The sequence below is a fragment of the Erythrobacter sp. S249 genome (assembly GCF_057364975.1).
Genome location: NZ_CP200287.1, coordinates 155101 through 180422, shown reverse-complemented (window position 1 = coordinate 180422; position 25322 = coordinate 155101). Strand labels below are relative to the sequence as shown.

At 57.9% G+C, this 25322-nt stretch carries 21 protein-coding genes; 9 read left to right on the top strand and 12 right to left on the bottom strand.

Going from position 1 to position 25322, the window contains the following annotated elements; genetic code table 11:
- Nucleotide 1: 1 nt before the first annotated feature.
- The 8 genes from alaS to dapA form a co-directional block, all read right to left on the bottom strand.
- Nucleotides 2-2662: an alanine--tRNA ligase gene (alaS, locus tag AC0V6V_RS00855; protein ID WP_486163605.1), complete on the bottom strand. Its 2661-nt coding sequence runs from the start codon at nucleotides 2660-2662 to the stop codon at nucleotides 2-4.
- A gap of 230 nt (nucleotides 2663-2892) precedes the next feature.
- On the bottom strand, nucleotides 2893-3957 hold the full coding sequence (gene recA, locus AC0V6V_RS00850; protein ID WP_486163604.1) for a recombinase RecA: 1065 nt from the start codon (nucleotides 3955-3957) through the stop codon (nucleotides 2893-2895).
- A 178-nt stretch (nucleotides 3958-4135) separates the two neighbouring features.
- On the bottom strand, nucleotides 4136-5866 hold the full coding sequence (locus AC0V6V_RS00845) for a DUF4139 domain-containing protein (RefSeq protein WP_486166139.1): 1731 nt from the start codon (nucleotides 5864-5866) through the stop codon (nucleotides 4136-4138).
- Between the two features lie 14 nt (nucleotides 5867-5880).
- Nucleotides 5881-7386, bottom strand: a complete 1506-nt coding sequence (locus AC0V6V_RS00840) for a DUF4139 domain-containing protein (RefSeq protein WP_486163602.1) — start codon at nucleotides 7384-7386, stop codon at nucleotides 5881-5883.
- A gap of 159 nt (nucleotides 7387-7545) precedes the next feature.
- Nucleotides 7546-9987 (bottom strand): response regulator, encoded by a 2442-nt coding sequence (locus tag AC0V6V_RS00835; protein ID WP_486166138.1) that lies wholly within the window; start codon nucleotides 9985-9987, stop codon nucleotides 7546-7548.
- A gap of 115 nt (nucleotides 9988-10102) precedes the next feature.
- Entirely contained in the window at nucleotides 10103-10702 is a 600-nt protein-coding gene (locus AC0V6V_RS00830) for a DUF2062 domain-containing protein (RefSeq protein ID WP_486163600.1), read from the bottom strand.
- A 196-nt stretch (nucleotides 10703-10898) separates the two neighbouring features.
- Nucleotides 10899-11381 carry an SsrA-binding protein SmpB gene (smpB, locus tag AC0V6V_RS00825; RefSeq protein ID WP_486163599.1) on the bottom strand — a complete coding sequence of 161 codons (483 nt, stop codon included), beginning with the start codon at nucleotides 11379-11381 and terminating at the stop codon, nucleotides 10899-10901.
- Between the two features lie 58 nt (nucleotides 11382-11439).
- Nucleotides 11440-12321 carry a 4-hydroxy-tetrahydrodipicolinate synthase gene (dapA, locus tag AC0V6V_RS00820; RefSeq protein WP_486163598.1) on the bottom strand — a complete coding sequence of 294 codons (882 nt, stop codon included), beginning with the start codon at nucleotides 12319-12321 and terminating at the stop codon, nucleotides 11440-11442.
- Between the two features lie 224 nt (nucleotides 12322-12545).
- Here dapA and AC0V6V_RS00815 point away from each other — a divergent pair, with 224 nt between their 5' ends.
- The 5 genes from AC0V6V_RS00815 (at nucleotide 12546) to AC0V6V_RS00795 (ending at nucleotide 17460) form a co-directional block, all read left to right on the top strand.
- Nucleotides 12546-14369, top strand: a complete 1824-nt coding sequence (locus tag AC0V6V_RS00815) for a lytic transglycosylase domain-containing protein (RefSeq protein WP_486163597.1) — start codon at nucleotides 12546-12548, stop codon at nucleotides 14367-14369.
- Nucleotides 14370-14394: 25 nt separating this feature from the next.
- A complete protein-coding gene (locus AC0V6V_RS00810) occupies nucleotides 14395-14916 on the top strand; it encodes a hypothetical protein (protein ID WP_486163596.1) in 522 nt (173 codons plus the stop codon).
- A gap of 46 nt (nucleotides 14917-14962) precedes the next feature.
- Nucleotides 14963-16210 carry a dual-specificity RNA methyltransferase RlmN gene (gene rlmN, locus AC0V6V_RS00805; RefSeq protein ID WP_486163595.1) on the top strand — a complete coding sequence of 416 codons (1248 nt, stop codon included), beginning with the start codon at nucleotides 14963-14965 and terminating at the stop codon, nucleotides 16208-16210.
- The gene (locus AC0V6V_RS00800) at nucleotides 16207-16845 is read left to right on the top strand and encodes an MOSC domain-containing protein (RefSeq protein WP_486163594.1); all 639 of its coding nucleotides are present in this window, start codon (nucleotides 16207-16209) and stop codon (nucleotides 16843-16845) included. Before rlmN ends, AC0V6V_RS00800 begins: the two co-directional genes overlap by 4 nt.
- 138 nt (nucleotides 16846-16983) lie before the next feature.
- Complete coding sequence (locus tag AC0V6V_RS00795; protein WP_486166137.1) at nucleotides 16984-17460, top strand: glycine zipper 2TM domain-containing protein; 477 nt, start codon at nucleotides 16984-16986, stop codon at nucleotides 17458-17460.
- Between the two features lie 81 nt (nucleotides 17461-17541).
- Here the strand turns inward: AC0V6V_RS00795 and AC0V6V_RS00790 are convergent, their stop codons facing one another.
- On the bottom strand, nucleotides 17542-18375 hold the full coding sequence (locus AC0V6V_RS00790; protein WP_486166019.1) for a PhzF family phenazine biosynthesis protein: 834 nt from the start codon (nucleotides 18373-18375) through the stop codon (nucleotides 17542-17544).
- A 103-nt stretch (nucleotides 18376-18478) separates the two neighbouring features.
- Here AC0V6V_RS00790 and AC0V6V_RS00785 point away from each other — a divergent pair, with 103 nt between their 5' ends.
- The 3 genes from AC0V6V_RS00785 to AC0V6V_RS00775 are packed head-to-tail and all read left to right on the top strand — an operon-like array spanning nucleotide 18479 to nucleotide 20684.
- On the top strand, nucleotides 18479-19240 hold the full coding sequence (locus AC0V6V_RS00785) for an SDR family oxidoreductase (RefSeq protein WP_486163592.1): 762 nt from the start codon (nucleotides 18479-18481) through the stop codon (nucleotides 19238-19240).
- 3 nt (nucleotides 19241-19243) lie between these two features.
- Nucleotides 19244-19951, top strand: coding sequence for a cytochrome b/b6 domain-containing protein (locus AC0V6V_RS00780; RefSeq protein WP_486163591.1), 708 nt, complete (start codon nucleotides 19244-19246; stop codon nucleotides 19949-19951).
- On the top strand, nucleotides 19941-20684 hold the full coding sequence (locus tag AC0V6V_RS00775; RefSeq protein WP_486163590.1) for a molybdopterin-dependent oxidoreductase: 744 nt from the start codon (nucleotides 19941-19943) through the stop codon (nucleotides 20682-20684). Before AC0V6V_RS00780 ends, AC0V6V_RS00775 begins: the two co-directional genes overlap by 11 nt.
- Nucleotides 20685-20690: 6 nt before the next feature.
- Here AC0V6V_RS00775 and AC0V6V_RS00770 read toward each other — a convergent pair whose 3' ends face one another.
- Nucleotides 20691-21128: a DUF1801 domain-containing protein gene (locus AC0V6V_RS00770; RefSeq protein WP_486163589.1), complete on the bottom strand. Its 438-nt coding sequence runs from the start codon at nucleotides 21126-21128 to the stop codon at nucleotides 20691-20693.
- An 85-nt stretch (nucleotides 21129-21213) separates the two neighbouring features.
- On the opposite strand from AC0V6V_RS00770, the gene AC0V6V_RS00765 reads away from it, so the two are divergent.
- Nucleotides 21214-22479 carry a class I SAM-dependent methyltransferase gene (locus AC0V6V_RS00765; protein WP_486163588.1) on the top strand — a complete coding sequence of 422 codons (1266 nt, stop codon included), beginning with the start codon at nucleotides 21214-21216 and terminating at the stop codon, nucleotides 22477-22479.
- Here the strand turns inward: AC0V6V_RS00765 and AC0V6V_RS00760 are convergent.
- Nucleotides 22476-23204 carry a hypothetical protein gene (locus AC0V6V_RS00760; RefSeq protein ID WP_486166136.1) on the bottom strand — a complete coding sequence of 243 codons (729 nt, stop codon included), beginning with the start codon at nucleotides 23202-23204 and terminating at the stop codon, nucleotides 22476-22478. The two genes, AC0V6V_RS00765 and AC0V6V_RS00760, sit on opposite strands and share 4 nt — an antisense overlap.
- Nucleotides 23205-23836: 632 nt before the next feature.
- Entirely contained in the window at nucleotides 23837-25213 is a 1377-nt protein-coding gene (locus tag AC0V6V_RS00755) for an acyltransferase family protein (protein WP_486163585.1), read from the bottom strand.
- Nucleotides 25214-25322: the final 109 nt, after the last annotated feature.

Genomic DNA, 25322 nt, shown 5'->3' with positions numbered 1-25322 from the left:
TTTACCCGGCGATAGCAGCTTTGACTGCCGCCAGTGCATCACTCGCTTTGCTCCCATCCGGACCGCCGCCCTGAGCCATGTCAGGACGCCCACCGCCGCCCTTACCACCCAGCGCTTCTACGCCCACGCGCACAAGAGCCGTCGCGTCAAAACGCTCGGTCAGATCGTCAGTCACTGCGACTGCAATCGCAGCCCGGCCATCGTTGACAGCAATCGCCGCTGCGATCCCCGAGCCAAGTCGGCCCTTCGCTTCATCGAGCAGCGGGCGCAGTTCCTTCGGGCTCAGGCCATCCAGCACCTGACCATTGAAGGTCACACCGCCAACGTCCTCATCTGAGGTCGCCGGGCCGCCACTACCCGAACCGCCTCCGCCAAGTGCCAGCGCCTTCTTCGCCTCGGCGAGTTCCTTCTCAAGCCGCTTGCGCTCATCGAGCAGCGCCGCGACCCGCGCAGGTACTTCCTCAGGCGCCGCGCGAATTGCACTCGCCGCTGCCTTCAATGCTTCCTCACGCTCGACCAACCAATTGCGCGCAGCCTCTCCAGTCAACGCTTCGATGCGCCGAACACCGGAGGAGACGGCACTCTCCGAGATGATCCGGAACACGCCAATATCACCGGTGGCGGAAACATGCGTTCCGCCGCACAGTTCAACAGAGAAAGAACGTCCTTCTGAGCCCGCGCGTCCCATCGACAGCACGCGCACTTCATCACCATACTTCTCGCCAAACAGCGCCAAAGCGCCTGCTTCAACCGCGTCGTCCGGGCTCATCAACCGCGTGCCGACCGGCTCATTGGCTCTGATCTCAGCGTTCACTTCAGCCTCGATCACAGCAATATCTTCAGCCTCCAAGGGCTTTGGATGCGAGAAATCGAAGCGTAGCCGGTCCTCCGCGACCAGCGAGCCTTTCTGCGTCACATGGCCGCCAAGCCGATTGCGGAGCGCCGCGTGGACTAGGTGAGTGGCGGAGTGATTTGAACGCACCTGCGCGCGCCGCACATCGTCCACTTCGAGATGAACATTGTCGCCGACGGAAACTTCGCCGCCGATTACTTCGATCTGGTGAGCGTGAAGGCGTCCCAGCGGTTTCGCCGTGTCCAAGACCTTAGCCGCAAATCCGCTCGGCGTGCTGATGCTGCCAGTGTCGCCAGTTTGCCCGCCGCTTTCGCCGTAGAACGGAGTCTGATTGGTCAGCAAGATGGCGCTTTCGCCGGATTTCGCAGATTGAACCTCTGCGCCGTCTTTTACAATCGCGACCACTGTTCCTTCGCCCGAGGTCGAATTGTAACCGGTGAATTCTGTCGCGCCTTCGCGCTCAGCGATGTCGAACCAGACCTCGCCCGAGGCCGCGTCGCCAGAGCCTTTCCAAGCCGCGCGAGCCGCTGCTTTTTGGCGCTCCATGGCCGCTTCAAAACCTGCGCTATCAACGCCGATCCCGCGTGCGCGCAAGGCATCTTCGGTGAGGTCATAAGGAAAGCCGTAAGTGTCATAGAGTTTGAACGCAGTTTCACCGTCGAGTTCGCCGCCCTCGTTCATGGTGCCTGTCGCTTCATCGAGCAGCTTTAGGCCTTTGTCCAAGGTCTTGCGGAACTGCGTTTCCTCACGTTCGAGCACTTCCTGGATCAAGGCCTGACCGCGCGTGAGTTCTGGATATGCTTGCCCCATCTCTGTCACGAGCGCCGGGACAAGCCGGTGCATCAGAGGCTCGCTCGCTCCGAGCAAATGCGCATGCCGCATCGCGCGGCGCATGATCCGGCGAAGGACATACCCGCGCCCTTCGTTCGACGGCAACACGCCATCCGCCATCAGGAAGCTGACCGAACGCAAATGGTCCGCGATCACGCGATGGCTCGCAACAGCATCGCCTTCGCTGCCTACGCCGGTAAGTTGCTGCGAGGCCGCGATCAGCGCTTTGAACGTGTCGGTGTCGTAATTGTTGTGCACGCCCTGCATAACGGCAGCGATGCGTTCCAGTCCCATGCCGGTATCAATCGATGGGCTCGGCAGGTCAGTGCGTTCGCCGCTCGCCTTTTGATCGAACTGCATGAAGACGAGATTCCAAATCTCGACAAAGCGGTCGCCGTCTTCGTCCGGGCTACCCGGAGGCCCGCCAGCGATATGATCGCCGTGATCGTAGAAGATTTCCGAACACGGACCGCATGGCCCGGTGTCGCCCATTGACCAAAAGTTGTCGTTCGTCGGGATACGAATGATCCGTTCTTCTGGCAGGCCGGAGATCTTACGCCACAGATCAAACGCTTCGTCATCGGTGTGATAGACTGTCGCGGTCAGTTTCTCTGCGGCAAGGCCCCATTCTTTCGTCAAGAGCGTCCAGGCATTCAGGATGGCCTGCTCTTTGAAATAGTCGCCAAATGAGAAATTGCCGAGCATCTCAAAGAAGGTGTGATGCCGCGCAGTGTAGCCGACATTATCGAGGTCATTGTGCTTGCCCCCGGCCCGCACGCACTTTTGCGATGACGCGGCACGCGGTGCCGGCGGCGTCTCAAGACCGGTAAATGCGTTTTTGAACGGCACCATGCCCGCATTCACAAACATCAATGTCGGATCATTATAAGGGACCAGCGGTGCACTGGGCACTTCAGCGTGGTCAGCATTCCCGAAAAAGTCGAGAAAAGAGCGGCGAATATCGTTGGTCGAAGTCATTGCGAGAATGCAGTTAGGCAATCACGCGGTCAGCGACAAGCCACCGCGTGATCAATGCACACTGAGTTCGCAATTCTTCATAAGTGTGGTGCTGCTTCAGACGGGCCCGCATCCACCGGTTTCGCAAAGACAAAACGGGGACCAGACGCAGAAAAGCCGGCATCGCCAAGGGGGATGGCGCATGCCGGCTTTCCGATTTTCCGAATGCGATTACCGCACTCGCTTGAGGATCAGTCGTCAGAGTCCGCGTCCGGCCCTGTCATCATCTCCTCGGCAACCTCGTCGGTGCGGCCGCGAATGGCGGCTTCCAACTGATTGCGCATCTCTGTATTCTCTTTGAGGAAGGTCTTGGCGTTTTCACGTCCCTGACCAATCCGCACGCTGTCGTAGGAGAACCAGCTGCCTGATTTTTCTACGAGGCCTGCCTTCACGCCGAGATCAAGGATCTCACCGATCTTGGAAATGCCTTCACCGTACATGATGTCGAATTCAACCTGCTTGAACGGCGGCGCGACCTTGTTCTTCACGACTTTGACGCGGGTTGAGTTGCCAACCACTTCGTCGCGGTCCTTAATCTGACCCGTGCGGCGGATATCCAAGCGAACCGATGCGTAGAACTTAAGCGCGTTGCCGCCAGTCGTCGTCTCTGGGTTGCCGTACATAACGCCAATCTTCATCCGCAATTGGTTGATGAAGATGACCATACATTTCGAACGGTTGATCGACCCGGTCAGCTTGCGCAGCGATTGGGACATAAGCCGCGCCTGAAGGCCAACGTGGGAATCGCCCATCTCGCCTTCAATTTCTGCGCGGGGGACGAGCGCCGCGACCGAGTCAACCACCAGCACGTCAATCGCATTGGAGCGAACCAACGTGTCAGTAATCTCAAGTGCCTGCTCACCTGTATCAGGCTGAGAGACGATCAATTCATCAATGTCGACACCCAGCTTGTTGGCATAGACCGGATCAAGAGCGTGTTCCGCATCGACAAAAGCCGCTGTACCGCCAGCCTTCTGAGCCTCTGCAATGACATGCAGTGCCAAGGTCGTCTTGCCCGAGCTTTCCGGCCCGTACACTTCAATAACGCGGCCCTTTGGAAGGCCGCCAATACCAAGTGCGATATCGAGTCCTAACGAACCAGTTGGAATGGATTCAACATTCATTGCTTCGCGAGAGCCCAGCTTCATTGCTGAGCCTTTACCGAAAGCGCGATCTATTTGCGCAAGTGCAGCGTCGAGCGCTTTTTGACGGTCCACGGTCTTTCCTTTTTCTACCAATTTCAGACTTGCAGACATCGCATGGCCTCCTTGACTTGCCTAGGGCCGACAAATTGTTATCGACCACCCCTTGTGGAGACAGCTTGTACCTACTTTGTTCCATGAGAACAAGTGGGGAACATAGAAATTCCTACTTGGCGATCGAGGTGAAGCCGGTAAACATCTGAAATTACCTTAGAAACCCCTCGGAAAAAATTTATGCGGGGTCGCGAATTGACCACCGGAACGTGCGTTCTGAATTCGCTGGAACATCCACTTCCGCGATGATGCGGCCATCTTTGATGCGAGTCTTGGCACCCTTTAGGCGGACCTCCCAAATGGCCGAGTCGCCGATGTCGAGCCGTACCGTGATGGGGTGCGAATTGGCGTTTGTGATCTCCGTACCATTTCCAAACCAGCTGTTCATATTGCCGTTTGTCACCGGGCCAGGGGCAGGCAGACATTTCGCAAAGACTTGGTTGCTAGCCCCCATTTCCAGCTCGACGTCCTGATCCTCGGCATAGTCGCGCATATCAACGTCTGCGACCAATTGTGGACCGAAGCTGCTTGGCTCAAACACCGTCAGTCCGCCCTGAGGCAGGGCTACGCCTAGTCCTCGTTCAGTCTCGTTCTTGGTCACCAGCAACATGCCTGCACGTTCAAAGCCGGGATTGGGCTGCCCTTCAAGCGTGACGGAGAACCCGCAACTGACCGTGTAGAGATAACGCGCATCAACCTCTTGCCGATTGAGAAAGGCAATCTGTTTTAGCCCCTTGGCCGAGACATTCACTCGCTCCGGCACGCGGTAAAGCTTAAGATCGCCAAGCTGCTCTTCCACGGCCTGCATCACCTCCGCTTTGCTATACCCCACTGCCGCGTCCGCTGCCTCCATGACAGGCGCAGATGCAGAAAGCATCACCCGCGACTTATTGCGGCGCCCAGTCACGACGATCGACTGAGGCGATTGGACTGGAGAGCCAGCGGCCGTGCTGCCAATCGGATAGCATGTTAGACGCAGCGGAGCAGCCCGAGGTGGGGTCGCAAGACTGCGAAAATCACTGACCACGCTGAGCGAACCCGCGATCACTAACAATTCTGCATCGTCAAAGCTTTGGCCATTGTCATTGAGGATCGTGAGCCAGCTCATCAGGCCAAGTTTGAAATTGCCGTTCTCCCCTCGCTTCGATGAACCTGTGGCTGAGCCGTCTTCAGGGTCGGGCAAGGTCGCAACATAATTGGCCTGCCAATCGAAGCCCCATGCAAGATAAGTCAGGACAACTTCATACGTCCCCCCGCTCGCATCTTGGGTATCGATGGTGAAGATGGGTTTAGCCGATAGGCCTTTTGGCACTCGGTCAAAGGTCAATCGCTCGGGCAAGCCAGCGCAGCGCACGGCTTCATACCCCTGGTCGGTTTGCAGCACCAGGCCGCCATCGGCGCGCGTGCGCACGACCGCGGTTTGAGCCTCTTCTGCTCCGGTCGCGGGGTTGGTTCGCGTCAAAGTCACTCGGTTCCCAAGCGCTCCGTTCACAAGCGCTGCGGGTGAGAGCAGATCCGCATTGCGGTTCTTCTCTATCGTACCACCCGGCAGGCCAGAGACGATTGCACTGACGCCGACCATACCCTCGGCCACCCCTTCAAAGCGGATGGTCGATTGGCCTGGCGGCAATGTGACCGTGCGAGTCTCGCTGATCATGGCGAAACCTTGCGGCCAGCGACGGTTCATCTCTTGGCCAAGCTGCCTGCGCGGATCGCGATAGACGGTGACCGAAAGCGATTGCGGCGCAGAGGCATCGACGGCCTGCCGCGCTGGCGGTGCTTGGACCTGTGGCGCTGCTTGCGCTTTGGGCGAGCTAACCGCCAGGCCGTCCTGAGCCATAGCAGGCAAGCCGACAGCTGCGCTGGCCAATAGGCCAAGCGCCGGTCCAATGAATGCGGGGCTCCGCATGGTCGCCCGCCCCCTTAGTAACGGGTTTCGTATGTGACGCGCACCACGCGCTTGCCATTGGCGGGCACAGGCACGATCCATTTGCGCCGATCAAAATTGATCTGTTCGCCCTGAATATCCTCGCTAACCACGCGGTAATCGTTCGACCAATATCCGCGATAAAGCCCACTTTGGGTCAGATCGACATCGATCGAGCTGCTTTTCGCATTGGTAAGCGTGTAGCGCATAGTTGTGCGGTAATATTTCTTGGGGCGTTCAACCTCGACCTGGCGGGTCGTCTCGCCATCCTCAATCACGCGATAACGCGCAGTACGCTCCCATTCAGAACTCGTGATCTCTTCGCGCTTTTCCACTTCGGATTGCACAAAAATATCAAATGCATCGCCCGTTCTCAGCGATAGCTCGCTGCCCATCGGCGTGTGGCCAATGTTGTTCTCGCCGATAAATTGCGGCGTACCTTGGTTGTCGCGCTGATAAAACCGCACCGTGCCCGATGGCAAAGCGTCACCTAGTCCTTGATCACGCGAAGTGGAAAAAGAAATCGCGCTCGAGACGTTCACCGGCCTGCTGTCGTTCGAGAGCCAACCAATTGTTCGCTCATAAATCTTGCGCGCAGGGACCGATTGCACATCAAGGAAGCTCACTTGCTTCGTTTGCGCATTCGCAATCGTTGTGCGCCCGCTGATCGGGTAGAGATAGAAATCTCCCAACTGCTCTCGTTCAGCGGTTTCTGTTCCCGGTCGAATCAAGTTCTGATTGCCTCCGCCTCGGCCTCGGTTCCCGCGATTATTCGGATTGCCGGCCACCAACAGGGTCTTAGCCTGGTTGAACGTGGTGCCAGTGTTGTTCGTGAGCGTGACCCAACCCTGCATGTCGATCGAACCGGTTTGCTCATTATAGAGCGCGACATAGTCTGCGTTCCACCCAAGCCCGCCGGTCAAATAGCGGATCGAAACCGGGCGGGTTCCGCTGCGCGTGCTGTTGAGGTTGACTGACAATGTCGGGCGAGCGCGCAAGTTGGGCGGCACTCGGTCAAAGATTACGCGAACCGGAAGGCCGTCGTCACGCAAGACTTCGATCCGGTCACCTATCTGGACCACAACGCCGCCTGCTGTAGAGAGCACCTTTGCCCGCTCTCGGGTTTCTCGACCGGTCGCGGGGTTGGTGCGCAGCAAAGTGACCGTTTGGCCAATCGCCTTCTCCATCATCTTCGCTGGCGTCAGCAGGTCGAAGTCAAAATTCTGTTCGATAATTGAGGTGTTAGGCGCAAAGAAGCTAAGCGTTTGCGGCTGAATAGTCGCCGATACATCGGGAAATTCAACCCGGCTGCGGCCGCGTTCAATGTTGATTTGGCGCACGTCCTGCACCAGCGCGAGATTGTTGTTGTATATGGTAACCGCGACATCGCCCTGCGCCGTTTCATCCGGATCTGGCAGCGATTGTGAGGTGGCCGTTGTTGCTCCAAGAGCGCTCATCCCAAGTGCCAAACCTGACACCAATCCCAGCTTAATCGCGTTCATCACCCAGCCTCCTATTGAACCCGTCAATAAGCATGACGGGCCGTACTGTATGCGCGATGAATGGACCCTTGGCTAGTGCAAGTGTGGTGGTTGTGAACCATTCAAACAACCGCTTTTTATAGCAATTTCAGAGTGCTAGCGGAGACGTCTCTGAGAGCCTTAGCTCCGTCTAACCCGCTGCATCACATTGCCCACCTTGTCGCCGATCGCCTGAACGCTGAACGGTTTGGGGATGAAATGCATGTCGGGAATATCGATGTCTTTGCGCAGCTGCTCCTCAGCATAGCCGGACATGAACAGCACCGGCATATGCGGCAGCTTTTGACGAATCGCGCGTACCATGGCTGGCCCGTCCATGCCGGGCATCACGACATCGCTGACGATTAGGTCGAACTCGCCGCCGTCAGTAATTGCGGCCAGCCCCTCTTCCCCGCCGGGACAGGCAGTGACTTCATAACCTGCGCGGGCAAGCGCGCGCTCCGCAACTGCCCGCACCATATCTTCATCTTCGACGAGCAGAATCCGGCCGCCCTCAGCCCAATCGGACGATGGCTCTGGCGGAGCCTCGGCGATCTTCTTGGGTGCTTCGCCCGCGTAAACAGGGAAATAGATCGTGAAGCGCGCCCCCTTCGGACGGTCGTTTTGATCCATGACATTGTCGACGAAAATAAATCCGCCGGACTGCTTCACGATGCCGTAAGCGGTCGAAAGGCCGAGACCCGTGCCTTTGCCTTGTTCCTTGGTAGTGAAGAATGGCTCAAACAATTTGGGCAAGACATGCGCGGGAATACCGCCGCCGGTGTCCTGTACGATCAGCACAGTGTAATCCGCCGCGGGCAAGATTTCCGACCCGAGCTTGATCACTTCCTTGGCTTGCAGGCTGCGCGTCAGCAGAGAGATTTGCCCGCTCCCCTTGCCGTTTGACTGGATCGCATCGCGGGCGTTCACCGCGAGGTTCATGATCACCTGCTCAAGCTGCTGAGGGTCAGCGCGTACCGGCCCTAAGTCACGGTCATGCTGGACGTAATATTGGATTTTCTCGCCCAGCAGCCGTTTGATCAGCGGCCCAACTTCACTCACCACGTCAGGCAATTGCAGGATTTCAGGGCGAAGCGTCTGCTGCCGGGAGAATGCGAGCAATTGGCGCGTCAACGAAGCCGCGCGGTTAGAGTTGGCGCGGATCTGCTGAATATCGTCATAGTCGCTATCGCCCGGCGTATGGCGCAGCAACATGAGGTCGCAGGTGCCGATTATCGCGGTCAGCACATTGTTAAAGTCATGCGCGACGCCGCCCGCCAGTTGTCCAACCGCCTGCATCTTTGTGGCTTGCGCGACTTGGCGTTTGAGCTGATTTTCCTCGCTCGAATCGGCCAGGCTGAGCAGTACCGCCGCCTCGCCCAATCCGCGCACTCCGGCCAGACCAATCGAAACAGGTTCCTCTGGCTGGATCGATAGGCGCACCGCCATATCACCACTGGTTGCTGGGCCGCGGCCATGGCGCCGCACCGCGTCGGACATGGCGCCCTTGTCTTCGCGCACCACCAGATCAGTAGGGAACGCGGGCAAACCCCGCCCTTCCCGGTCTACCGAACGCAAAAAGGCGTCGTTACAAAACAGGAAACGCCCGTCCCGGTCGGTCATCGCCAGACCAAGAGGCAGTTGCGCGAGCAAAGCGTCGAGTTGCGCCACGCCCGCCTGCGAGGAGCCATCCCATCCGCTGCCGATCCCAACTCCGCTGTCGACGAGCAACATTAGGGACGGCCCTTCATCCGGGCCGGATTGGACCTGACCGGTTGGATCGTCGAGCGGGACGTGGATCAAGGTCTGCGGCGTACCCCCGCGCCCTTCGCGCGCAAAAAATATCCTGTCGCGGTCATCGGAGCGGAGATAAGTCACAAAATCCTGACCCGCCATTGTTGCTGTGGGATCACCAACTGCCCGCTCAGCAAAGCCTGCGCTCACTGTTTTGATGACGCCGTCTGGGCCAGTTACCGCACTCTCGATGCCTGCGCGGCTCAGCATCAAACCGAACGGCCCAGCCAGATTGAGGTCGGCCAAAGCGTCGCTACTCGGCATGACATGGCGCCGGAAACGCCAGATCAGGTGATCTTCGCCGCGCCCTGCCCGTTCAACCGTGACCTTCCACGGGGTTTCGCCAGCCTTGCCCGCCAACTCTTTCAATGCGCCAGATCCATCGCGCCAAGCTTCGCGGGCGAGACGGGTCATTGCCTCAAGCCCTTCGCGCTCCAAAGGCAAAGAAGGCGGCGCCGCTCCGATTCCGAAGCCGTCGATAAATGCAGAATTCGCGCACACCAGGCGGTTTGCCCGGTCTGTAATCGCAACAGCCTCGCCCGCCTCTTCAATGGCAGCGATTGTGACTGTCCAGTCTGGCGCGCTTTCAATCTGCGCCGCTGGCTCTGCCCGCATCCGATCGAAGGTGAACACGCCGACCAGCAAGACACCTAGCCCCAAGGCATAGGACAGCACCAATGCAGGCTCACGTGTTGCCAACCATAGGACCCCAGCGCTGACGCATAAGGCGGCCGCCAGCCCAGCGATCATCAATCGGTTTTGATCATTGGCCTGCAAGACGGCTTTCATAGCGCTCTTTTCTCTCGCACTTTACATTTTGGTTCGGCGGCATGGATGCAACACCATACAGGCGCTGCGCAATAGGGATCGTTCGCGGTCCTAATCAAACCAGCCGCTTTAGTGCCTAATTGGCATTGAGCCTCTGGTCGAGCCGCGCTTCCATCCGCGCCAAGCGTTTTGCACGGCGGCGTGCAACCATCACGCGCCACACTGCACCGGAAATGAGATAACCTAGGGCCGCGCTGACCAACGCCAAGACAACAAAGCCGAACACTGTTTCAAGCACGGTAACGCCCACATCTTCGAAAAGTTCGAAGAACCAGGCCCAGCGACCACTCTCCATCTCAGTCTCAGCAGCCTCTCCGGTCCCAGCAAGATCAAGCCGCAACAGGAGGTCACCGAGCCGGTTAGCTAGCACCGCCCAGAACGGAAAGGTGAAGGGATTGGTTACGAAGGTGACCACCGTAGCGAGAGGCACATTTGCGCGCGCCGGCAAAGCGAGGAAGGCGGCAAGGAATATCTGAAAAACGGGAATGATAAATCCGCAAAACAGCCCAAGCGCGACACCGCGCGGGACAGAACGGCGGGTAAAGCGCCAAAGCTCAGGCGAGAGAAAGCGGTGCGCAAACGGCTTTAGATATTTGTTCTCGGCCATCTGTTCGCGCGTCGGCATATATTTGCGCAGCATATCCATTGCCCAGGTTTTGCTGCGCTTTTGGCTCATGATTCGAGCCCTTCTCCGCCGTTTGCACAAGGCACTTGGCTCTCCACAGCGAAAGGCTGTGAAGCTACAAGACTGTGCAAGGGATAGGACATGCGCTTCATATGGGTAGGATTTGGCCGCTGAACAGTGGGTCGCTGGTGATCTTACAAAACTTTGCGACTATTAAATGAATAGAGCGTTTGCCCACGCTTTGGACTTAACCCTTTTCGCGCATCAGGCGGGCTTTATCCCGCTTCCAGTCGCGATCTTTGACGCTCGCACGTTTATCATGCGCCTGCTTACCCTTCGCGAGACCCAGCTCGACTTTAGCGCGGCCTTGCTTGTTGAAATAGATCGACAGCGGAACCAACGTCATGCCCTTGCGCTCAACAGCGCCGAACATCTTACCAATCTCACGCGCATTGAGCAGCAGCTTGCGCCGACGCTTCGGTTCGTGATTCAGGCGATTACCGTGGCTGTATTCCGGGATGTTCGAATTGATCAGCCAAACCTCGCCATCGCGCACTTCGGCATAGCTTTCCGCAATGGTCGCCTGACCAGAGCGCAGCGCCTTTACCTCAGTGCCCTGCAGCGCAAGACCCGCCTCGTATTTGTCCTCAATATGATAATCGAAGCGCGCGCGGCGGTTTTCCGCCACGGTCTTGTGCTTATCAAAGGTCTCGGGTTTCGGTCTCGCCATAATGCGCGTGATGTAGTGCCTTATGCGAGATTCGCAATCGGGCTTGCATCCGCAGCGCTCAAGTTAACCCTGCATGCTCCAACGCCGCATCCACCGCTTTGCGCGCCGCGTCGCTCGCCTCGCACAGCGGCAATCGAACCTCTGGCGTTGCCCAATCCTGCACCCGGCTCAGCGCATATTTGACCGGACCCGGGCTCGAATCGGAGAACATGGCGTAGTGCAGCGGGTAAAGCTGATCATTCAAAGCCCGCGCCCGGACCAGATCATTGTCAGCGCAGGCCTGCTGAAATTCTGCGCATAGCGCCGGGGCGACATTGGCGGTGACAGAAATGCACCCCTTCCCGCCCGCAGCGTTGAACGGCAGGGCCAATTCGTCATTGCCAGACAGCTGACAGAATGTGCGGCCAATGCCCATGCGGTGATCAGCCACGCGAGAAAGATCTTCGCTCGCATCTTTAATGGCGATGATTTTCTCTGGAAATTTGTTGGCGAGCTCAATCGTGGTTTCTGGCGCAATATCGGTCACCGTGCGGCCCGGTACATTATAGAGCACAATCGGCAGGTCACAGTTCTCGGCCAGAAAGCTGAAATGCGCGATCAGCCCGGCTTGGCTTGGACGGTTATAGTAAGGAGCGACGCACAGCCCCGCAGCGGCTCCGGCCTTTTTGGCAAAGCTCATATGAAGCGCCGCGTTCTTCGTATCGTTGGAACCACATCCCGCAATAATCGGGACCCGGCCAGCGGCTTGCTCAATGCAAACCTCAACAACGCGGTGATGCTCTGCATTGGACAAAGTCGAGGCTTCACCCGTCGTCCCGCATGGAACCAGAGCCGCGCTGCCCTGCTCAATTTGCCAATCGACCAATTTGCGAAATGCAGCCTCGTCAAACGCTCCATCGCGAAAAGGAGTCACCAGAGCGGGGATTGAACCGCTAAACATTGTTGTATTCCTCTATCTAGGCACTTAGCGATTATTTGAAGCAATTCTCCAAAAGCTAAGGCACTTGTTCAGCGCCTGATAAGGAGCCGATCGGCATTATGTCCAGCATGCGTAAAAGTTCTTTTGGCAATCCCCTTGCCGTCGCCGCCATTCTTTTCACCAGCACAGCCGCTATGACGGGTCCGTGCTTTGCCCAAAATGCAAGCTCGCCAGGGAGCAGCACAATGCTGGCTCAGCAGCCGCGCGCCATTGGTCAAGCGATCTCGCGCTGGGAGGTTTTGCAGAAATCTCGCCTGTCGAGTTTTTCAGACTACGCTGGCTTTGCCCTCGCCTATCCTGACTTCCCGCGCATGGCCACTTTGCGAGTGCGCGCAGAAAATGCGCTCGAGAACGAAGCGCCTTCGTCAGCAGATTTGATCCGTTTCTTTGATGCCCATCCGCCTCTGACCAATCCTGGCCGCGCACGCTATGCACTGGCTCTGGCTGGCGCGCAGCGCGCGGAAGCATTTGACGTGGCGCGCGAAGCATGGCGCGGCGGCGAGATGAGCGGCCCGGCAGAAGCTTATATCATGGGCCTGTTTGGCTCACGCCTTACCGCCAAAGATCACAGCGCACGGATGGATGCACTCCTTTGGCAAAGCGAAAGCGAAGCGGCCGTGCGACATATGGTCAATGTTGCGCCAAGCGAGCGCGAGATGGCGATGGCCCGGCTGGCCGTGATTCGCGGGGACACCGGCAATGTGCCCTCTGGCGCGCTCAGCGATCCGGGCTTCGTCTATAATTACGTGAAGCAATTGCGCTCCAAACGGCAGGTCGCTCAGGCCGCGAATGTTCTGACGACGCGTCCGAACTTCACCCGCACCTCGCACAAGCCAGAGGATATGGTCGCGCAAATGCTGGGCGTCGCCAAAGGTTCTGGCGCGCGTCAAGCGGTCGCGATTGCTGCCTCTGCCGATGATTTGTTCACACCGGGCACCGATGTGTCGAAGGGCTCTTTCGCCCTTCGCGATCGTTACACCGATTTGATGTGGCTGGGCGGAACAAAGGCGCTCTGGAGCCTTGGCAATGGAGCCGCGGCTGCACCTCTGTTTTATCGCTACGGAGCCGGTGCAGGTACGCCTCTGATCCGTGCCAAAGGCTTTTACTGGGCTGGCCGCTCCGCGCGCCAAGCTGGTCAAACCGCTGAGGCGACACGCTATTTTGAAATGGCGGCTGAGTTCCCTGAGTATTACTATGGTCAGCTCGCGCATGAGGCATTGGGCCGCCCACTGCCGCAATTCGCGCCGCTTGCGCCAATCGAAGTCAGCCAGGCTCAGCGCACAGCCTTCAACAGCCGCCCGGTTGTAAAAGCCATCCGCTCTATCGCGGCGAACCGCATGGCCTGGCAAACAGAGCGCCGCTTCTTCGAAGCTGTGGCTGACATTGCCGACACGCCCGAAGAAATGAGCATGGTCGCTGACCTCGCCGCTGAAACAGGCCTTGATGAAATGGCCGTTGTTGCTGGCATGACCGCGGGCGAGCATGGGCTCAAAGGTTTTGAACGCCTTGGCTTTCCAACTGTCACACCGCCTCCGGGTGCAAACTGGACGATGGTCCACGCGATCTCTCGTCAGGAAAGCGAATTTGACCGCTTCCGGGTCAGCCACGCTGGTGCGCGCGGCGTGATGCAATTGATGCCGGGAACAGCGCGCGAGCAAGCGGGCAAGCTCGGGATGCAATATCTCTCGGCCAATCTGATTGGCTCGCCCAGCTACAATATGCGTCTGGGCGATGCCTATTTCGCACGGATGATGGACTATTATGGCGGTGCCTATCCGCTGGCCATCGGCGCCTATAACGCTGGGCCTGGCAGGGTGAACCAATGGCTCCGCCTGAATGGCGATCCACGGCGGGGCGACATCGACTGGGTCACCTGGATTGAGCGCATTCCGGCCAATTTCGAAACCCGCTATTACATCATGCGAGTGCTCGGAAACGCTGTGTCCTATAGCCATATGTATCCGCAAGAAGCCGGACGAGCGCAGCCGGTCAGCTACTACTTGCGATAGCTTGGCGCTAAGGGGGCGGTTCGACATGGCGAGCAAAGGTAAGAGATTTGTCTCGCGTCCCCTATTGCTCGGCGCGCTAGTGCTGGGGACAGCATTGGCTAGTACTCTGGCGGCGAAAGACAGCCTTGGCGTCTATTCCAGCTGGGCCGCTTTCCGCGATCCCGGCACACCGCGTTGCTATGCCATCGCCAAACCGTCCAGCGCGACGACGCGGCGCGATTATTCGCCCTTTGCCAGTATTGCGACATGGCCAAAAAGTTCTGTCCGCAATCAAGTTCACCTGCGGCTATCTCGCGAAATTGCGGATAGCGCGACCATCCGTCTGACCATTGGTGACAAACGTTTCGACCTCACGGGCGGAGGCGGCGATGCCTGGGCGAAGGATGCCCGCATGGACGCCGCAATCGTTGCCGCAATGCGCTCCGCCACCCGGATGAGTGTGCGCACCCGCGACAAGGGCGGCCGCGCTTTCACCGACAGATACCAGCTCGCTGGCGCCGCCACCGCAATCGATGCCGCGCTGCTCGGCTGCGCCAAGCTTAGATAGACCGAGCTAGCAAAGGCGCTTTTGCGCGCCTATATGCGGCGGACTTATGGCCGATACCAACCTAATGCCCATCGCCGGACAAATCGATCCGGTTCCCACCACGCGCGACATTACCCCGCGCGAGGACGGCCGTGTTGACCTGATCGGCCTGCCACCAGCGCGGATTCGCGAGCTGTTTGAAGAGGCGGGTCTGGACACAAAACAGGCCAAGCTGCGCTCCAAGCAGGTTTATCACTGGCTGTATCATCGCGGCGTGTCCGAATTTGAGGACATGACCGACATTTCCAAGACCATGCGTCCGTGGCTGACCGAGCATTTTGTAATTGGCCGCCCACATGTGGTTGAGGCTCAGCACAGCACCGATGGCACGCGCAAATGGCTGCTGCAGACCGATGATGGCCATGATTACGAGATGGTCTTCATTCCCGATGCTGATCGCGGGACCCTGTGCGTCTCCAGCCAAGTGGGCTGCACACTCAATTGCACCTTCTGCCATACCGGCACCATGCGTCTGGTGCGCAATCTGACGCCGGGTGAGATCGTTGGCCAAGTGATGCTCGCGCGGGACGCTCTGGGTGAGTGGCCCAAGGGCAAGATGGATTTTGCCGAGGATGAGGACGAGGCAGAATACCGCGCGGATGGCCGCTTGCTCACCAATATCGTGATGATGGGCATGGGCGAGCCGCTGTATAATTTCGACAACGTCCGCGACGCACTGCTGCTCGTAATGGACAGCGCGGGCCTTGCCCTATCAAAACGCCGGATCACCCTGTCGACCAGCGGTGTCATCCCGATGATGGAGCGCTGCGGGGCAGAGATTGGCGTCAACCTCGCGGTGTCATTGCACGCAGTGAACAAAGACGTGCGCGACGAGATCGTGCCCCTCAATCGAAAATATGGCCTGGAAGAATTGCTGCAGGCCTGTGCCGATTATCCCGGCGCAACCAATGCGCGACGCATCACCTTTGAATACGTCATGCTGAAGGACAAGAACGACAGCGACGAGGACGCGCATGAGCTTGTGCGTCTGCTCAAGCAATTCAACCTGCCAGCCAAGGTCAATCTGATCCCCTTCAATCCATGGCCCGGTGCGAATTACGAATGCTCTGATCCAGACCGGATCCGCAGTTTTTCAAACATCGTTTTTGAAGGCGGCATCAGCGCGCCAGTGCGCACCCCGCGCGGACGCGACATTGATGCAGCCTGCGGCCAGCTGAAAACTGTAGCGGAGAAAAAGAGCCGTGCAGAGCGGGATCGAGAAGCGGCGGCTGAGGCGGAATCCTCCGAAGCATGAATTTTGAAGTCAGCGCAATCTGTGCCGGTAAAGCGGCAAGCTTCCGCGGCGAAGAAACAAGCGCCATCGCCAAACAGCCCGTTACGGGCCCGGTGCAGATTGGCATCGAAGGCCTAGACGTTGACGAGCAAGCCGACCGCAGCGTGCACGGCGGCCCGGAAATGGCGGTGCATCTTTATCCTGCTGATCATCACGCATTTTGGCGAGACCGGATCGGCGAACACACTCTACTCTCACAGCCCGGCGCATTCGGATCAAACCTAGCGGTTAGCGGCCTGACCGAGGGGCAGGTCCACATCGGCGATCAATTCCGTTTGGGCAGCGCACTGCTGGAGATCAGCCAACCACGGCAGCCATGCTGGAAGATTGAACATCGGTTCAGCGTCAAAAAAATGGTCGCCCACATTATCAACTCTGGTCGATGCGGATGGTATTTCCGGGTGCTCGAAGACGGCACCGCGCAGGCGGGCGATACGCTGGAGCGCCTGTCTCTCGGCGCAACCGAATGGAGCGTCGAGCGAGTGTTCGCAGCGATAATCGCTGGCAAAGGAACGCAGGAAGAGCTGCGCGAACTCAGCCAGCTTGAGTCGCTTTCTCCTAAGGTTCGGGCCAAAGCAGCAGCAAAATTGCGCTGATCACTCAATTCATCGCTTAATAAAAGCGGCTCGTCGCCTGAACAGAATTTCCAACAAACCGTTCATCTTGTGTTGTCCTTTTCTGAACGAATGTCCTCTCACCCCACCGGGTAACTCGAACAGAAAGAGGGACACGCTATGAAAAATCTCGCCGCATTCGCCGCCGCTGGTACACTCGCAATCGCCGCCGCTCCTGCACAAGCGGTAGAGATTGACCCCAAAATCTCTTCCAACTCGGTCGCATCCAATGTGATGGTGATCCCGATGGATAGCCTCATCCAGACCTCCGCCCATCAATATGGTGATGATCGGGACTACTACGATGATCGCCGTTATCGGAAGAACAGCCGGCAAAATCGTTATGACCGCAATGGTCGCTATCGCGAGCCGCGTCACATCAGTCGCCGTGACAGCGTATGGCGGGGACGGGATGGTCGCTACTATTGCAAGCGCGACAATGGCACCACCGGTCTAGTCATCGGAGCAGGCGTTGGCGCACTGATCGGCAACGAGGTTGCTGGGCGCGGTGACAAGCTTCTCGGCACATTGCTCGGCGGTGTCGCAGGCGGCCTTTTGGGACGCGAAATCGACAAGGGGGATCTTAAGTGCCGCTAAGTCATTGTTGAAATAAGGTGGCCCCACTCCACCTTTGACGCCGCCAACCTTCACCGGTTGGCGGCGTCTTTGCATGGGCGCTCAACCGCCAGAAATTGGCAATTCAATCGCTCCGTCCTTGCTTATCATTCGGCAAGTACCGCCAATCCAAATGGCGCCTGACGCATCCTGCTCGCACGCGACCAAACCATCTGCTCCAACAACTTGACCTTGCCCGGCTACATAAGAACCATCGACCAAGCCCTCACCAAACAAGTGCATAGCCACACCAGCGTTGAAGCTACCGGTTACAGGATCTTCGACAAAACGTTCATGAGTGTCCGCGAAAAATGCCCGCAGTTCCCAATCGCGGCGAGCATCGCTTGAATGTGGTCCAGCAAGACCGATGTCAGTACCAAGCGGCGCTGAACCAGCGGGTTTCGCCGCCAAAACATCAGCAGCCGACCGCAGTCTGAGCAACTGCCATCGCGGGCCATTTACTATGTGCACTGCCTCGACCAATGCATCTTTATCAATCCCGGAAAGTTGGACCGCAGCTGCGCGTTCTGTCTCTGTCAGTGGCTCGTGCTTAAGGAGCGCAGGGGCTTTGAATGCCAATTGATCTTCATCGAACCGTACATCGACCAACCCGATGCCGCATTCCTGCACGGCCACTCCCTTCGCTTTCGGCTTGCCGCCCATCGCCAACCAAGCAAAGCATGTGCCCAACGTGGGATGGCCGGCAAACGGCAGTTCGCCTCCAGGGTAGAATATCCGCACGCGGTAATCCGCATCAGGATCAGTTGGCGGGAGAAGGAAAGTCGTTTCAGAAAACCCAAGCCACTGCGTTAATGCGAGCATCTGATCCGCTGACATGGCCTCCGCACCATGTACTACTGCAAGTGGGTTTCCACTAAACAGCCCATCACAGAACACATCTATCAAATCACAGGTTGCAGACACTTGGCATACTCCAGTTCGAATCCATCGGTGAGAGATACGCACGCTAGGCAAGAACGCGAAAGTCTGCTCAATAGAAATGATGAACCAACCAACAGTTTTGGTCACTGGCGGCGCAGCACGCATTGGCGCGCAGATTGTGCGCCGATTCGCTGCGGAGGGCTGGCATGTCATCATCCATTACCGCTCCTCTTCGAACGAAGCAGACGCTCTCGCGGCCGCTCTGCCATCTGCCAGCACGGTCCAATGTGATCTGAATGATGGCGATGCCGCTGTCGCCATGATTGAGGCACTGGCAACAAAGCATTCTGACTGGCGCGCGCTGGTCAATTCAGCGGCGGTTTTTGATCCCGATGATGTAACCGCGCTCGACCCGGCGACGAACCGGGAGGCAATGCAAGTCAACGCGGTTACGCCCACACGCATGGCCCAGGCCTTCTTAGCCGCCGCACAATCCAGCAGGGGACGCTGCGTGATCAATATCACCGATATGAAGCTGGAAAATCCCAATCCCGATTTCTTCAGCTACACCATGGCAAAGCACGCTTTGAATGCGACTATCCCGATGCTGACGATGGGCGCAGCGGGCGATGAAGACCGGGTCTATGGCATTGCGCCGGGCGCCATTCTGGCCAGCCATGATCAGACGCAGGATGAGACGGAAACCTCACACCGGCTGAATTTGCTGGGCCGCAAAACCGGCGCGGATGAAATTGCCGATGCGGCGCTTTTCCTTGCCCAAGGGCACTTGCGCAGCGGATCGACGCTGTTCATCGACAGCGGTCAGCACATGCTATCACAAGACCGCGACGTCATTTATCTCGCGCGAGAGGGCGCCTGATCAATGGCTAAACGCGTCAAGAAACGCCACGCGCTATCGACTCGGATTTGGCATTGGATCAATGCCATATCGCTGGTCATTCTCTTCATGTCCGGCCTGACGATATCGAACGCGCACCGCTACCTGTACTGGGGCGATTACGGCTTTGATCCAGCGGACGCTTGGCTCGCTGTCATGCGCTTTCCGAGCTGGGCTACGATCCCAAGTCGTTACAATCTGGCAGAGGCACGAGACTGGCACATTCTGATGGCGTGGCCATTCGCACTTGGACTGTTGTTTATCTGGATCGCGATGCTTGCGAACAGGCATTTTGTGCGGGACCTGCTGACCCGGCGTAAAGAGTGGAAAGCCTCTGCGATTGCAAAGGATGTGCGAGAGCACCTGAAGCTCAACTTTGATCACGGAAGCGAGGAAGGCAGCGGCAAGTACAACTTCCTTCAAAAGCTGGCCTATGGCGTGGTTTACGGCATCTTCCTGCCCATGCTCGTTTTCACTGGCCTGGCGATCAGTCCCGGTTTTGAGCCCACCGCGCCTTGGCTGATTGATATTCTTGGTGGGCGGCAAAGCGCCCGCAGCCTGCACTTCATCTTTGCCTTCGCGACCTTCGGCTTTGTCGCGCTGCACATTGTGCTGGTGTTTTTGTCTGGTCCGATCAAGCAAACCTGGGCGATGATTGCCGGTGGCCGAATGGGGAACAGCGATGAAGCGTAGAACACTGCTCGCAGGCGCAGCCGCTCTCGGCACGGGCGCATGCTCGAAAATCGCCGGCACAGATACGGCCAACTCGCTGTTTGAGGCTGCGGAAGACTGGCACCGGGCGGCGCATCGCACCCTCGCCAATCGGCAGGCTTTGGCCCCAGAATATGCGCCAGAGGATCGCTCGCCGACCTTTCGCAGTAACGGCTCAAAGACGGTAGACACGCCGGAGTACCGCGCCGAGCTGGCGAATGGATTTGCAAATTGGCGCCTGCAAGTGCGTGGTCTCGTTGAAGAGCCATTATCGCTGAGCATGGATGATATCCGCGCCCTGCCCCAGCGCACTCAGATCACGCGGCATGATTGCGTCGAAGGCTGGAGCGCGATTGGCGAATGGACCGGGCCGCAGCTCTCAGGCGTGCTGGATACTGCCAAGGTCAAGCCGGAGGCGAACTTTATTGTCTTCTACTGCGCAGACACTCTGTACGGCGAGGATTATTATGAGAGCGTAGATATGGTCGATGCCTATCACCCGCAAACGATCATTGCGCACCAGCTGAACGGTGAGGCTTTGCCAGAGGGAAATGGCGCGCCGCTCAGAATGCGGATCGAGCGTCAGCTTGGCTATAAGCATCCCAAATATCTAACCGCGATCGAGGCCGTTTCCAGCTTTGAGAATATCGGCAAAGGCATGGGCGGATTTTGGGAAGATCACCCGGCGGGCTATCAATGGTACGCCGGGATCTGACCCCGCTTAACCCGGATATTTGCGGTTCATCGCGTCCCAGCAAACCCCGATGATCTCCTCCAACACGCTGAGGTCAATGTCGGCAAGCTTGTTCACATAGACGCAACTCGCGCCGGTTTTGTGCTTGCCCATTTTCGCCAGCAATCCGTCGACTTTTTTGCCCGTGGCTTCATCGCAATAGCGGCCCATCAAATAGAGCGAGTGCCTTGCTTTGCGCGGTGAGAAGCCAGAGCGCAGGGAGTCACCTTCGCGCCCGCTGTCATATTTGTAGTGATAGCTACCATAGCCGATGATCGTTGGACCCCACATGCGCGGGCAATCTTCGGTCACTTTGCGAAACAGCGCATCGAGGACTTTGGCGTCTTCGCGTTTGCTGGCGGGTTCTACCGCGGCGATGAAATCATCAACCGAAACGGCGGTCGGTGTCGTTTTTGCGTCGCTCATAGCTGAGAGGATAACCCAACATTGACACCACGAACAAGGCTGGCATTCGTAACCAAATGGTGGATAGCTGCGAAAAAGGCACTGTATGAGCAAAACACTTTTCGATCGGTTTCTGACTAAAGGCGTAAAACGAGGACGTTTAGGCGTCGTTTTCGCTGATGGATCGGACAAGACGTATGGCGAGCCGGAAGAAGGCTTTCCCGAGATTGTCCTGCGTCTGACTGACGGGAAAGTGCCGCGCGACATCATCATGGACCCGCGACTTGGCGCGGCAGAAGCCTTTATGGATGGCCGCCTGATCATCGAAGAAGGCGACATCATGGGGCTCGTTACCCTGCTGCGCAAAAACAATGCCTGGGACAAAGGCGGCGATATTGGCCCGCCTAAATTGCTGCGCCGGGTGCTGAACAAAGCAAGCTTTGCCGCTGAGAAGGTCAACAACCGGATCAGCTCCAAAAACAACGTCGCGCATCACTATGACATCGGCAATGATTTCTATCGCCTGATGCTGGACGAGGAACACTGGCAATACAGCTGTGGCTATTGGCCCTCAGACGACATCACATTAGGCGAGGCTCAGACCGCCAAGCTCGCGCATATCGCGGCGAAGCTGAACATCAAGCCTGGCCAAAAAGTACTCGATATCGGCTGTGGCTGGGGCGGCATGGCCATCTTCCTGGCACGCAATTACGATGTCGAAGTCGTCGGAATTACCCTGTCTGAAGAGCAGATCGCGCTTGCAAAGGAACGTGTGAAAGACGCAGGTGTCGCAGATCGCGTGAGCATTGAGCTCGTCGACTACCGGGATTTTGCCGCCGCCGGACGCAAATTCGACCGGATCGTCTCGGTCGGCATGTTTGAGCACGTTGGACAGCCGCAGTTTGAGACCTTCTTTGAGGCCTGCGCCAATATACTCACCGATGATGGCACCATGCTGCTCCACACGATTGGGCGCATGGGCGGCCCCGGCTCCACCGATGCGTTCACGCGCAAATACATCTTTCCAGGCGGCTACATCCCGGCCCTCTCAGAGACTGTCGAGGCCAGCGAGAAATTCCGCCTGATTGCGACCGATGTAGAGACCTTGCGCGTCCACTACGCCAAGACTTTGCGTCAATGGTACGCCAATTGCATCGCCAATCGCGAGAAAATGATCGCGATGTATGACGAACGCTTTTTCCGGATGTGGACTTTCTATCTATCGGGTGCAGCAACCGTGTTTGAGAGCGGCAGCATGTGCAACTATCAGATCCAATATGCGCGCAATCGCTATGCCCTGCCGCTGACCCGGGATTACATCGCTGCTGAGGAAGCGCGCCTGATGGAAGCGCCCGCGCAAAAGAGCCGCTAGTCCGCCTCGCAAAGCTTGGTCACGCCCCGCGCGGCCAAGCTATCGTAGCGCTCGATATCCGCAGGTGACATCGTCGTTCGGTGGATATCCTGACATGCCGCTGGCTGTATAGGCTCACGCGCAGAAGGCGGAGTTTCCTCAACCGCAATCACTCTGGGCTGCTCAGGCTCGGGTTCAGGGCTGGGGTTGACCTGCAACAATGTGGGCTTCGGCTGTTTAGCGGTAGGATGAATTTGACGCTGCTTCACCCTAACGCCCGCCTCGTATTGATCACAGTTTTCAATGACAATCACGGGCTTTGAGATGTCGCTGGCCCATTCGAGCATATCGAACGGCACGGTGCGTGCGCCCTCGCCACGCAATTGCTCATTGATCGGGACCAGAAAGTCGCGATCAATCACACTCTTTTTCTCATTGAAGCCGCGCCGATACGTTTGCTCAGGATAGCCGAGTGTTGAGAATATCCCGAGCCGCCGCGTCATGATCGGGCTTTTCAATTCCCCGACGCGCCCGGGTTGGAACCCGCGCCAGCCGCTCTTGGCCCATTGCCCTGGGCTTTCTTCATAGAAATATGCGATCTCAATATACTTGCGGCATCCGTTCTTCACGTAGACGCGGTAGCGCGTGTCGGGCTGCGCCGGTGGAGAGGCAGGACGGGTCTCCGGCGCAGGCTGCGGCTCAGGAACATTAGCGCTATCATCGCGAGAGTTCTGTCGATCTCGCAAAGCTGCGCCCATATCCCGCACACATTGGCTAAATTGTTGCTCACACTGCCGGTAGGTCGGGCAAATCTGCGGCTCTACCTGGCACCGGGTCGACGCGTAATTCGCAAGGTGTTTGCACTCTTCTTTAGGTGTTAAAATCCGTCCGTGAGGCAGTCGACCAGCCGCACGGCCATCGCGTCTGGCAAGGCATTCTTCATATCTCTCTTTATGTGGAACAAGGCATTGTGTGCGCCAATTTTGCCGTTCGCGCTCATTACTATCGCAGCGCGAAACGTCCGCTCGGCAGAATGTCCGGTTGTTGTCGCACTGCACATCCAGACCGCCGCCTTGCAGCATTGCGGTTAGCTGAGCCGCGCCGCCCGTTCGGGCCTGTGTTTTCTGAGAGGGTGCTGGGGTAATCGCCAGCATTAGGGCAGCGATACCTGCGATCACTGTCGCCAAACCATAAAGCCAAAGTCGCATAGCACGTCCCCCAAGCCAGCGCCTGCGCGGGAATTACACCCTAAGCAGCGCTACGCTCCAATAGCAGCTGTCGGCCTATGTTGGCCAATTCACTGCGTGTCCGTGCGACCTAATGCGCCGTGTCTGCTCCCCATGCGTTGAACGGGAAGTGAACCCAAAAGATGGTCCAGCTAAGCCGTATCGCGCGATCGCGGACGATACGCCGGGCCAAAGCCTAGCAATGCTGCGCCGACAAATGGCAGCGCCACAACCCATATCCGCACGCCTGTGATCCCTTCTGGGCTGGCAATGCTGATCCCAGCGGTCGCGCCCAGCCCTACGCAAATCAAAACGACGCCTGCCACAACCCGCGCGCGCGGCACCGTGCGGCCGCCTCTGATCGGGCCAAAGCTGCGCTCATGCTTTGCGAACACCGCGATGAAGGGCAACAGCGCAACGATATAGATGCCAAGCCACAACGGCCGCGTTGCCCACCATTCGCCTGTACCCGGAACGCTATCCAGCCCAATCCCGCCAAGCGCGATCCACGTGAAAGTCATCACCAGCACAAAGGCGGTGAGGTGCCACAGAAAAACGGTCATAATCATGCCATTCATCAGCACCGTCGCCGTCCAGATCCCGATCTTGTCCAGCATCCGGCGCCCCAGTGGCTCCAATGCAAGGACAAGCCCGACCTGCACGACTCCCAACGCCAGTAGCGCAAAGGTTGGCGGCAATGAGTTTGAAAAACCATCAGGAGCAGAGACCATCGACACCGGGTAAAACCCATAAACGGTGACCGAAATCAGTACGGCCAGCCCGGCGGCAAACCAGCCAAAGGCGAAAAGGAGATTGTCAAACTTGGCATCGCGCCACGCTAAGCCCAACTGGTGAATGGCAAGGAACACCCAGAGGAAATTGGTGAAGCTGATGTAAGGTACACCGTGCTCAAACCGCAGCCAATCCACCAGTGCGGTAATGGGAATGTATATCGCAAAGCTGGCCCACCCCCAGCGCTTCCACGCTTTCACAGCCAGCGGCGTGCAGGCCGTCACCAGCAGATAGACCGCCAAGAACCATACGGGGATCAGAGCCGCTTCGGTCGCCATGCGGATTTGCGCCCGGTCAAAACCGATCTGAGTCAATGCCAGCGCGATTACTGCCCAAACAAGCAGGACTGGGAACGTCGGCGCAGTCAAGCGCTGAACACGGCTCGCCAGCCAATCGCGGTATACGCCCTTTTGCCCGGGGCTCGCTTTGCGCAAAGTCCCCTCCCAGCTCACCGAATTGGAATATCCACCCACCAGGAAGAACACCGGCATCACTTGGAACGCCCAAGTTAGCCAATGCGTCCACGGCGAGGTTTCAATCAAATCGCCGCGCTGCAGCGCGCCGGCCTCATCAACATACAGCCCGGCCATCAACCAATGGCCAAAAACAACGGCAAGAATTGAGATCGCTCGCAGGAAATCGACCCATCGATTGCGTTCTGGCGGGGCCATTTGCGCCAATTCGCGCGCTTGCCCCCAAAGGCCTTTCTTCGCCTTTTGCGCGGTTTCGCCGTCCATAATCGTGATCCCTCCGACCCTGCTGAAGCACAGATATTGTGATCAATCAGCGCTTTCACAAGCTTTGACCTATCCACGCAGCCTGCATCACCGCTGACAAGCATTGCCC

Excerpts from the sequence above, each read along its gene's own strand:
- alaS (WP_486163605.1), bottom strand. The coding sequence starts at position 2,662 with ATGACTTCGACCAACGATATTCGCCGCTCTTTTCTCGACTTTTTCGGG.
- recA (WP_486163604.1), bottom strand. The coding sequence starts at position 3,957 with ATGTCTGCAAGTCTGAAATTGGTAGAAAAAGGAAAGACCGTGGACCGT.
- AC0V6V_RS00845 (WP_486166139.1), bottom strand. The coding sequence starts at position 5,866 with ATGCGGAGCCCCGCATTCATTGGACCGGCGCTTGGCCTATTGGCCAGC.
- AC0V6V_RS00840 (WP_486163602.1), bottom strand. The coding sequence starts at position 7,386 with ATGAACGCGATTAAGCTGGGATTGGTGTCAGGTTTGGCACTTGGGATG.
- AC0V6V_RS00835 (WP_486166138.1), bottom strand. The coding sequence starts at position 9,987 with ATGAAAGCCGTCTTGCAGGCCAATGATCAAAACCGATTGATGATCGCT.
- AC0V6V_RS00830 (WP_486163600.1), bottom strand. The coding sequence starts at position 10,702 with ATGAGCCAAAAGCGCAGCAAAACCTGGGCAATGGATATGCTGCGCAAA.
- smpB (WP_486163599.1), bottom strand. The coding sequence starts at position 11,381 with ATGGCGAGACCGAAACCCGAGACCTTTGATAAGCACAAGACCGTGGCG.
- dapA (WP_486163598.1), bottom strand. The coding sequence starts at position 12,321 with ATGTTTAGCGGTTCAATCCCCGCTCTGGTGACTCCTTTTCGCGATGGA.
- AC0V6V_RS00815 (WP_486163597.1), top strand. The coding sequence starts at position 12,546 with ATGCTGGCTCAGCAGCCGCGCGCCATTGGTCAAGCGATCTCGCGCTGG.
- AC0V6V_RS00810 (WP_486163596.1), top strand. The coding sequence starts at position 14,395 with ATGGCGAGCAAAGGTAAGAGATTTGTCTCGCGTCCCCTATTGCTCGGC.
- rlmN (WP_486163595.1), top strand. The coding sequence starts at position 14,963 with ATGGCCGATACCAACCTAATGCCCATCGCCGGACAAATCGATCCGGTT.
- AC0V6V_RS00800 (WP_486163594.1), top strand. The coding sequence starts at position 16,207 with ATGAATTTTGAAGTCAGCGCAATCTGTGCCGGTAAAGCGGCAAGCTTC.
- AC0V6V_RS00795 (WP_486166137.1), top strand. The coding sequence starts at position 16,984 with ATGAAAAATCTCGCCGCATTCGCCGCCGCTGGTACACTCGCAATCGCC.
- AC0V6V_RS00785 (WP_486163592.1), top strand. The coding sequence starts at position 18,479 with ATGATGAACCAACCAACAGTTTTGGTCACTGGCGGCGCAGCACGCATT.
- AC0V6V_RS00780 (WP_486163591.1), top strand. The coding sequence starts at position 19,244 with ATGGCTAAACGCGTCAAGAAACGCCACGCGCTATCGACTCGGATTTGG.
- AC0V6V_RS00775 (WP_486163590.1), top strand. The coding sequence starts at position 19,941 with ATGAAGCGTAGAACACTGCTCGCAGGCGCAGCCGCTCTCGGCACGGGC.
- AC0V6V_RS00770 (WP_486163589.1), bottom strand. The coding sequence starts at position 21,128 with ATGAGCGACGCAAAAACGACACCGACCGCCGTTTCGGTTGATGATTTC.
- AC0V6V_RS00765 (WP_486163588.1), top strand. The coding sequence starts at position 21,214 with ATGAGCAAAACACTTTTCGATCGGTTTCTGACTAAAGGCGTAAAACGA.
- AC0V6V_RS00755 (WP_486163585.1), bottom strand. The coding sequence starts at position 25,213 with ATGGACGGCGAAACCGCGCAAAAGGCGAAGAAAGGCCTTTGGGGGCAA.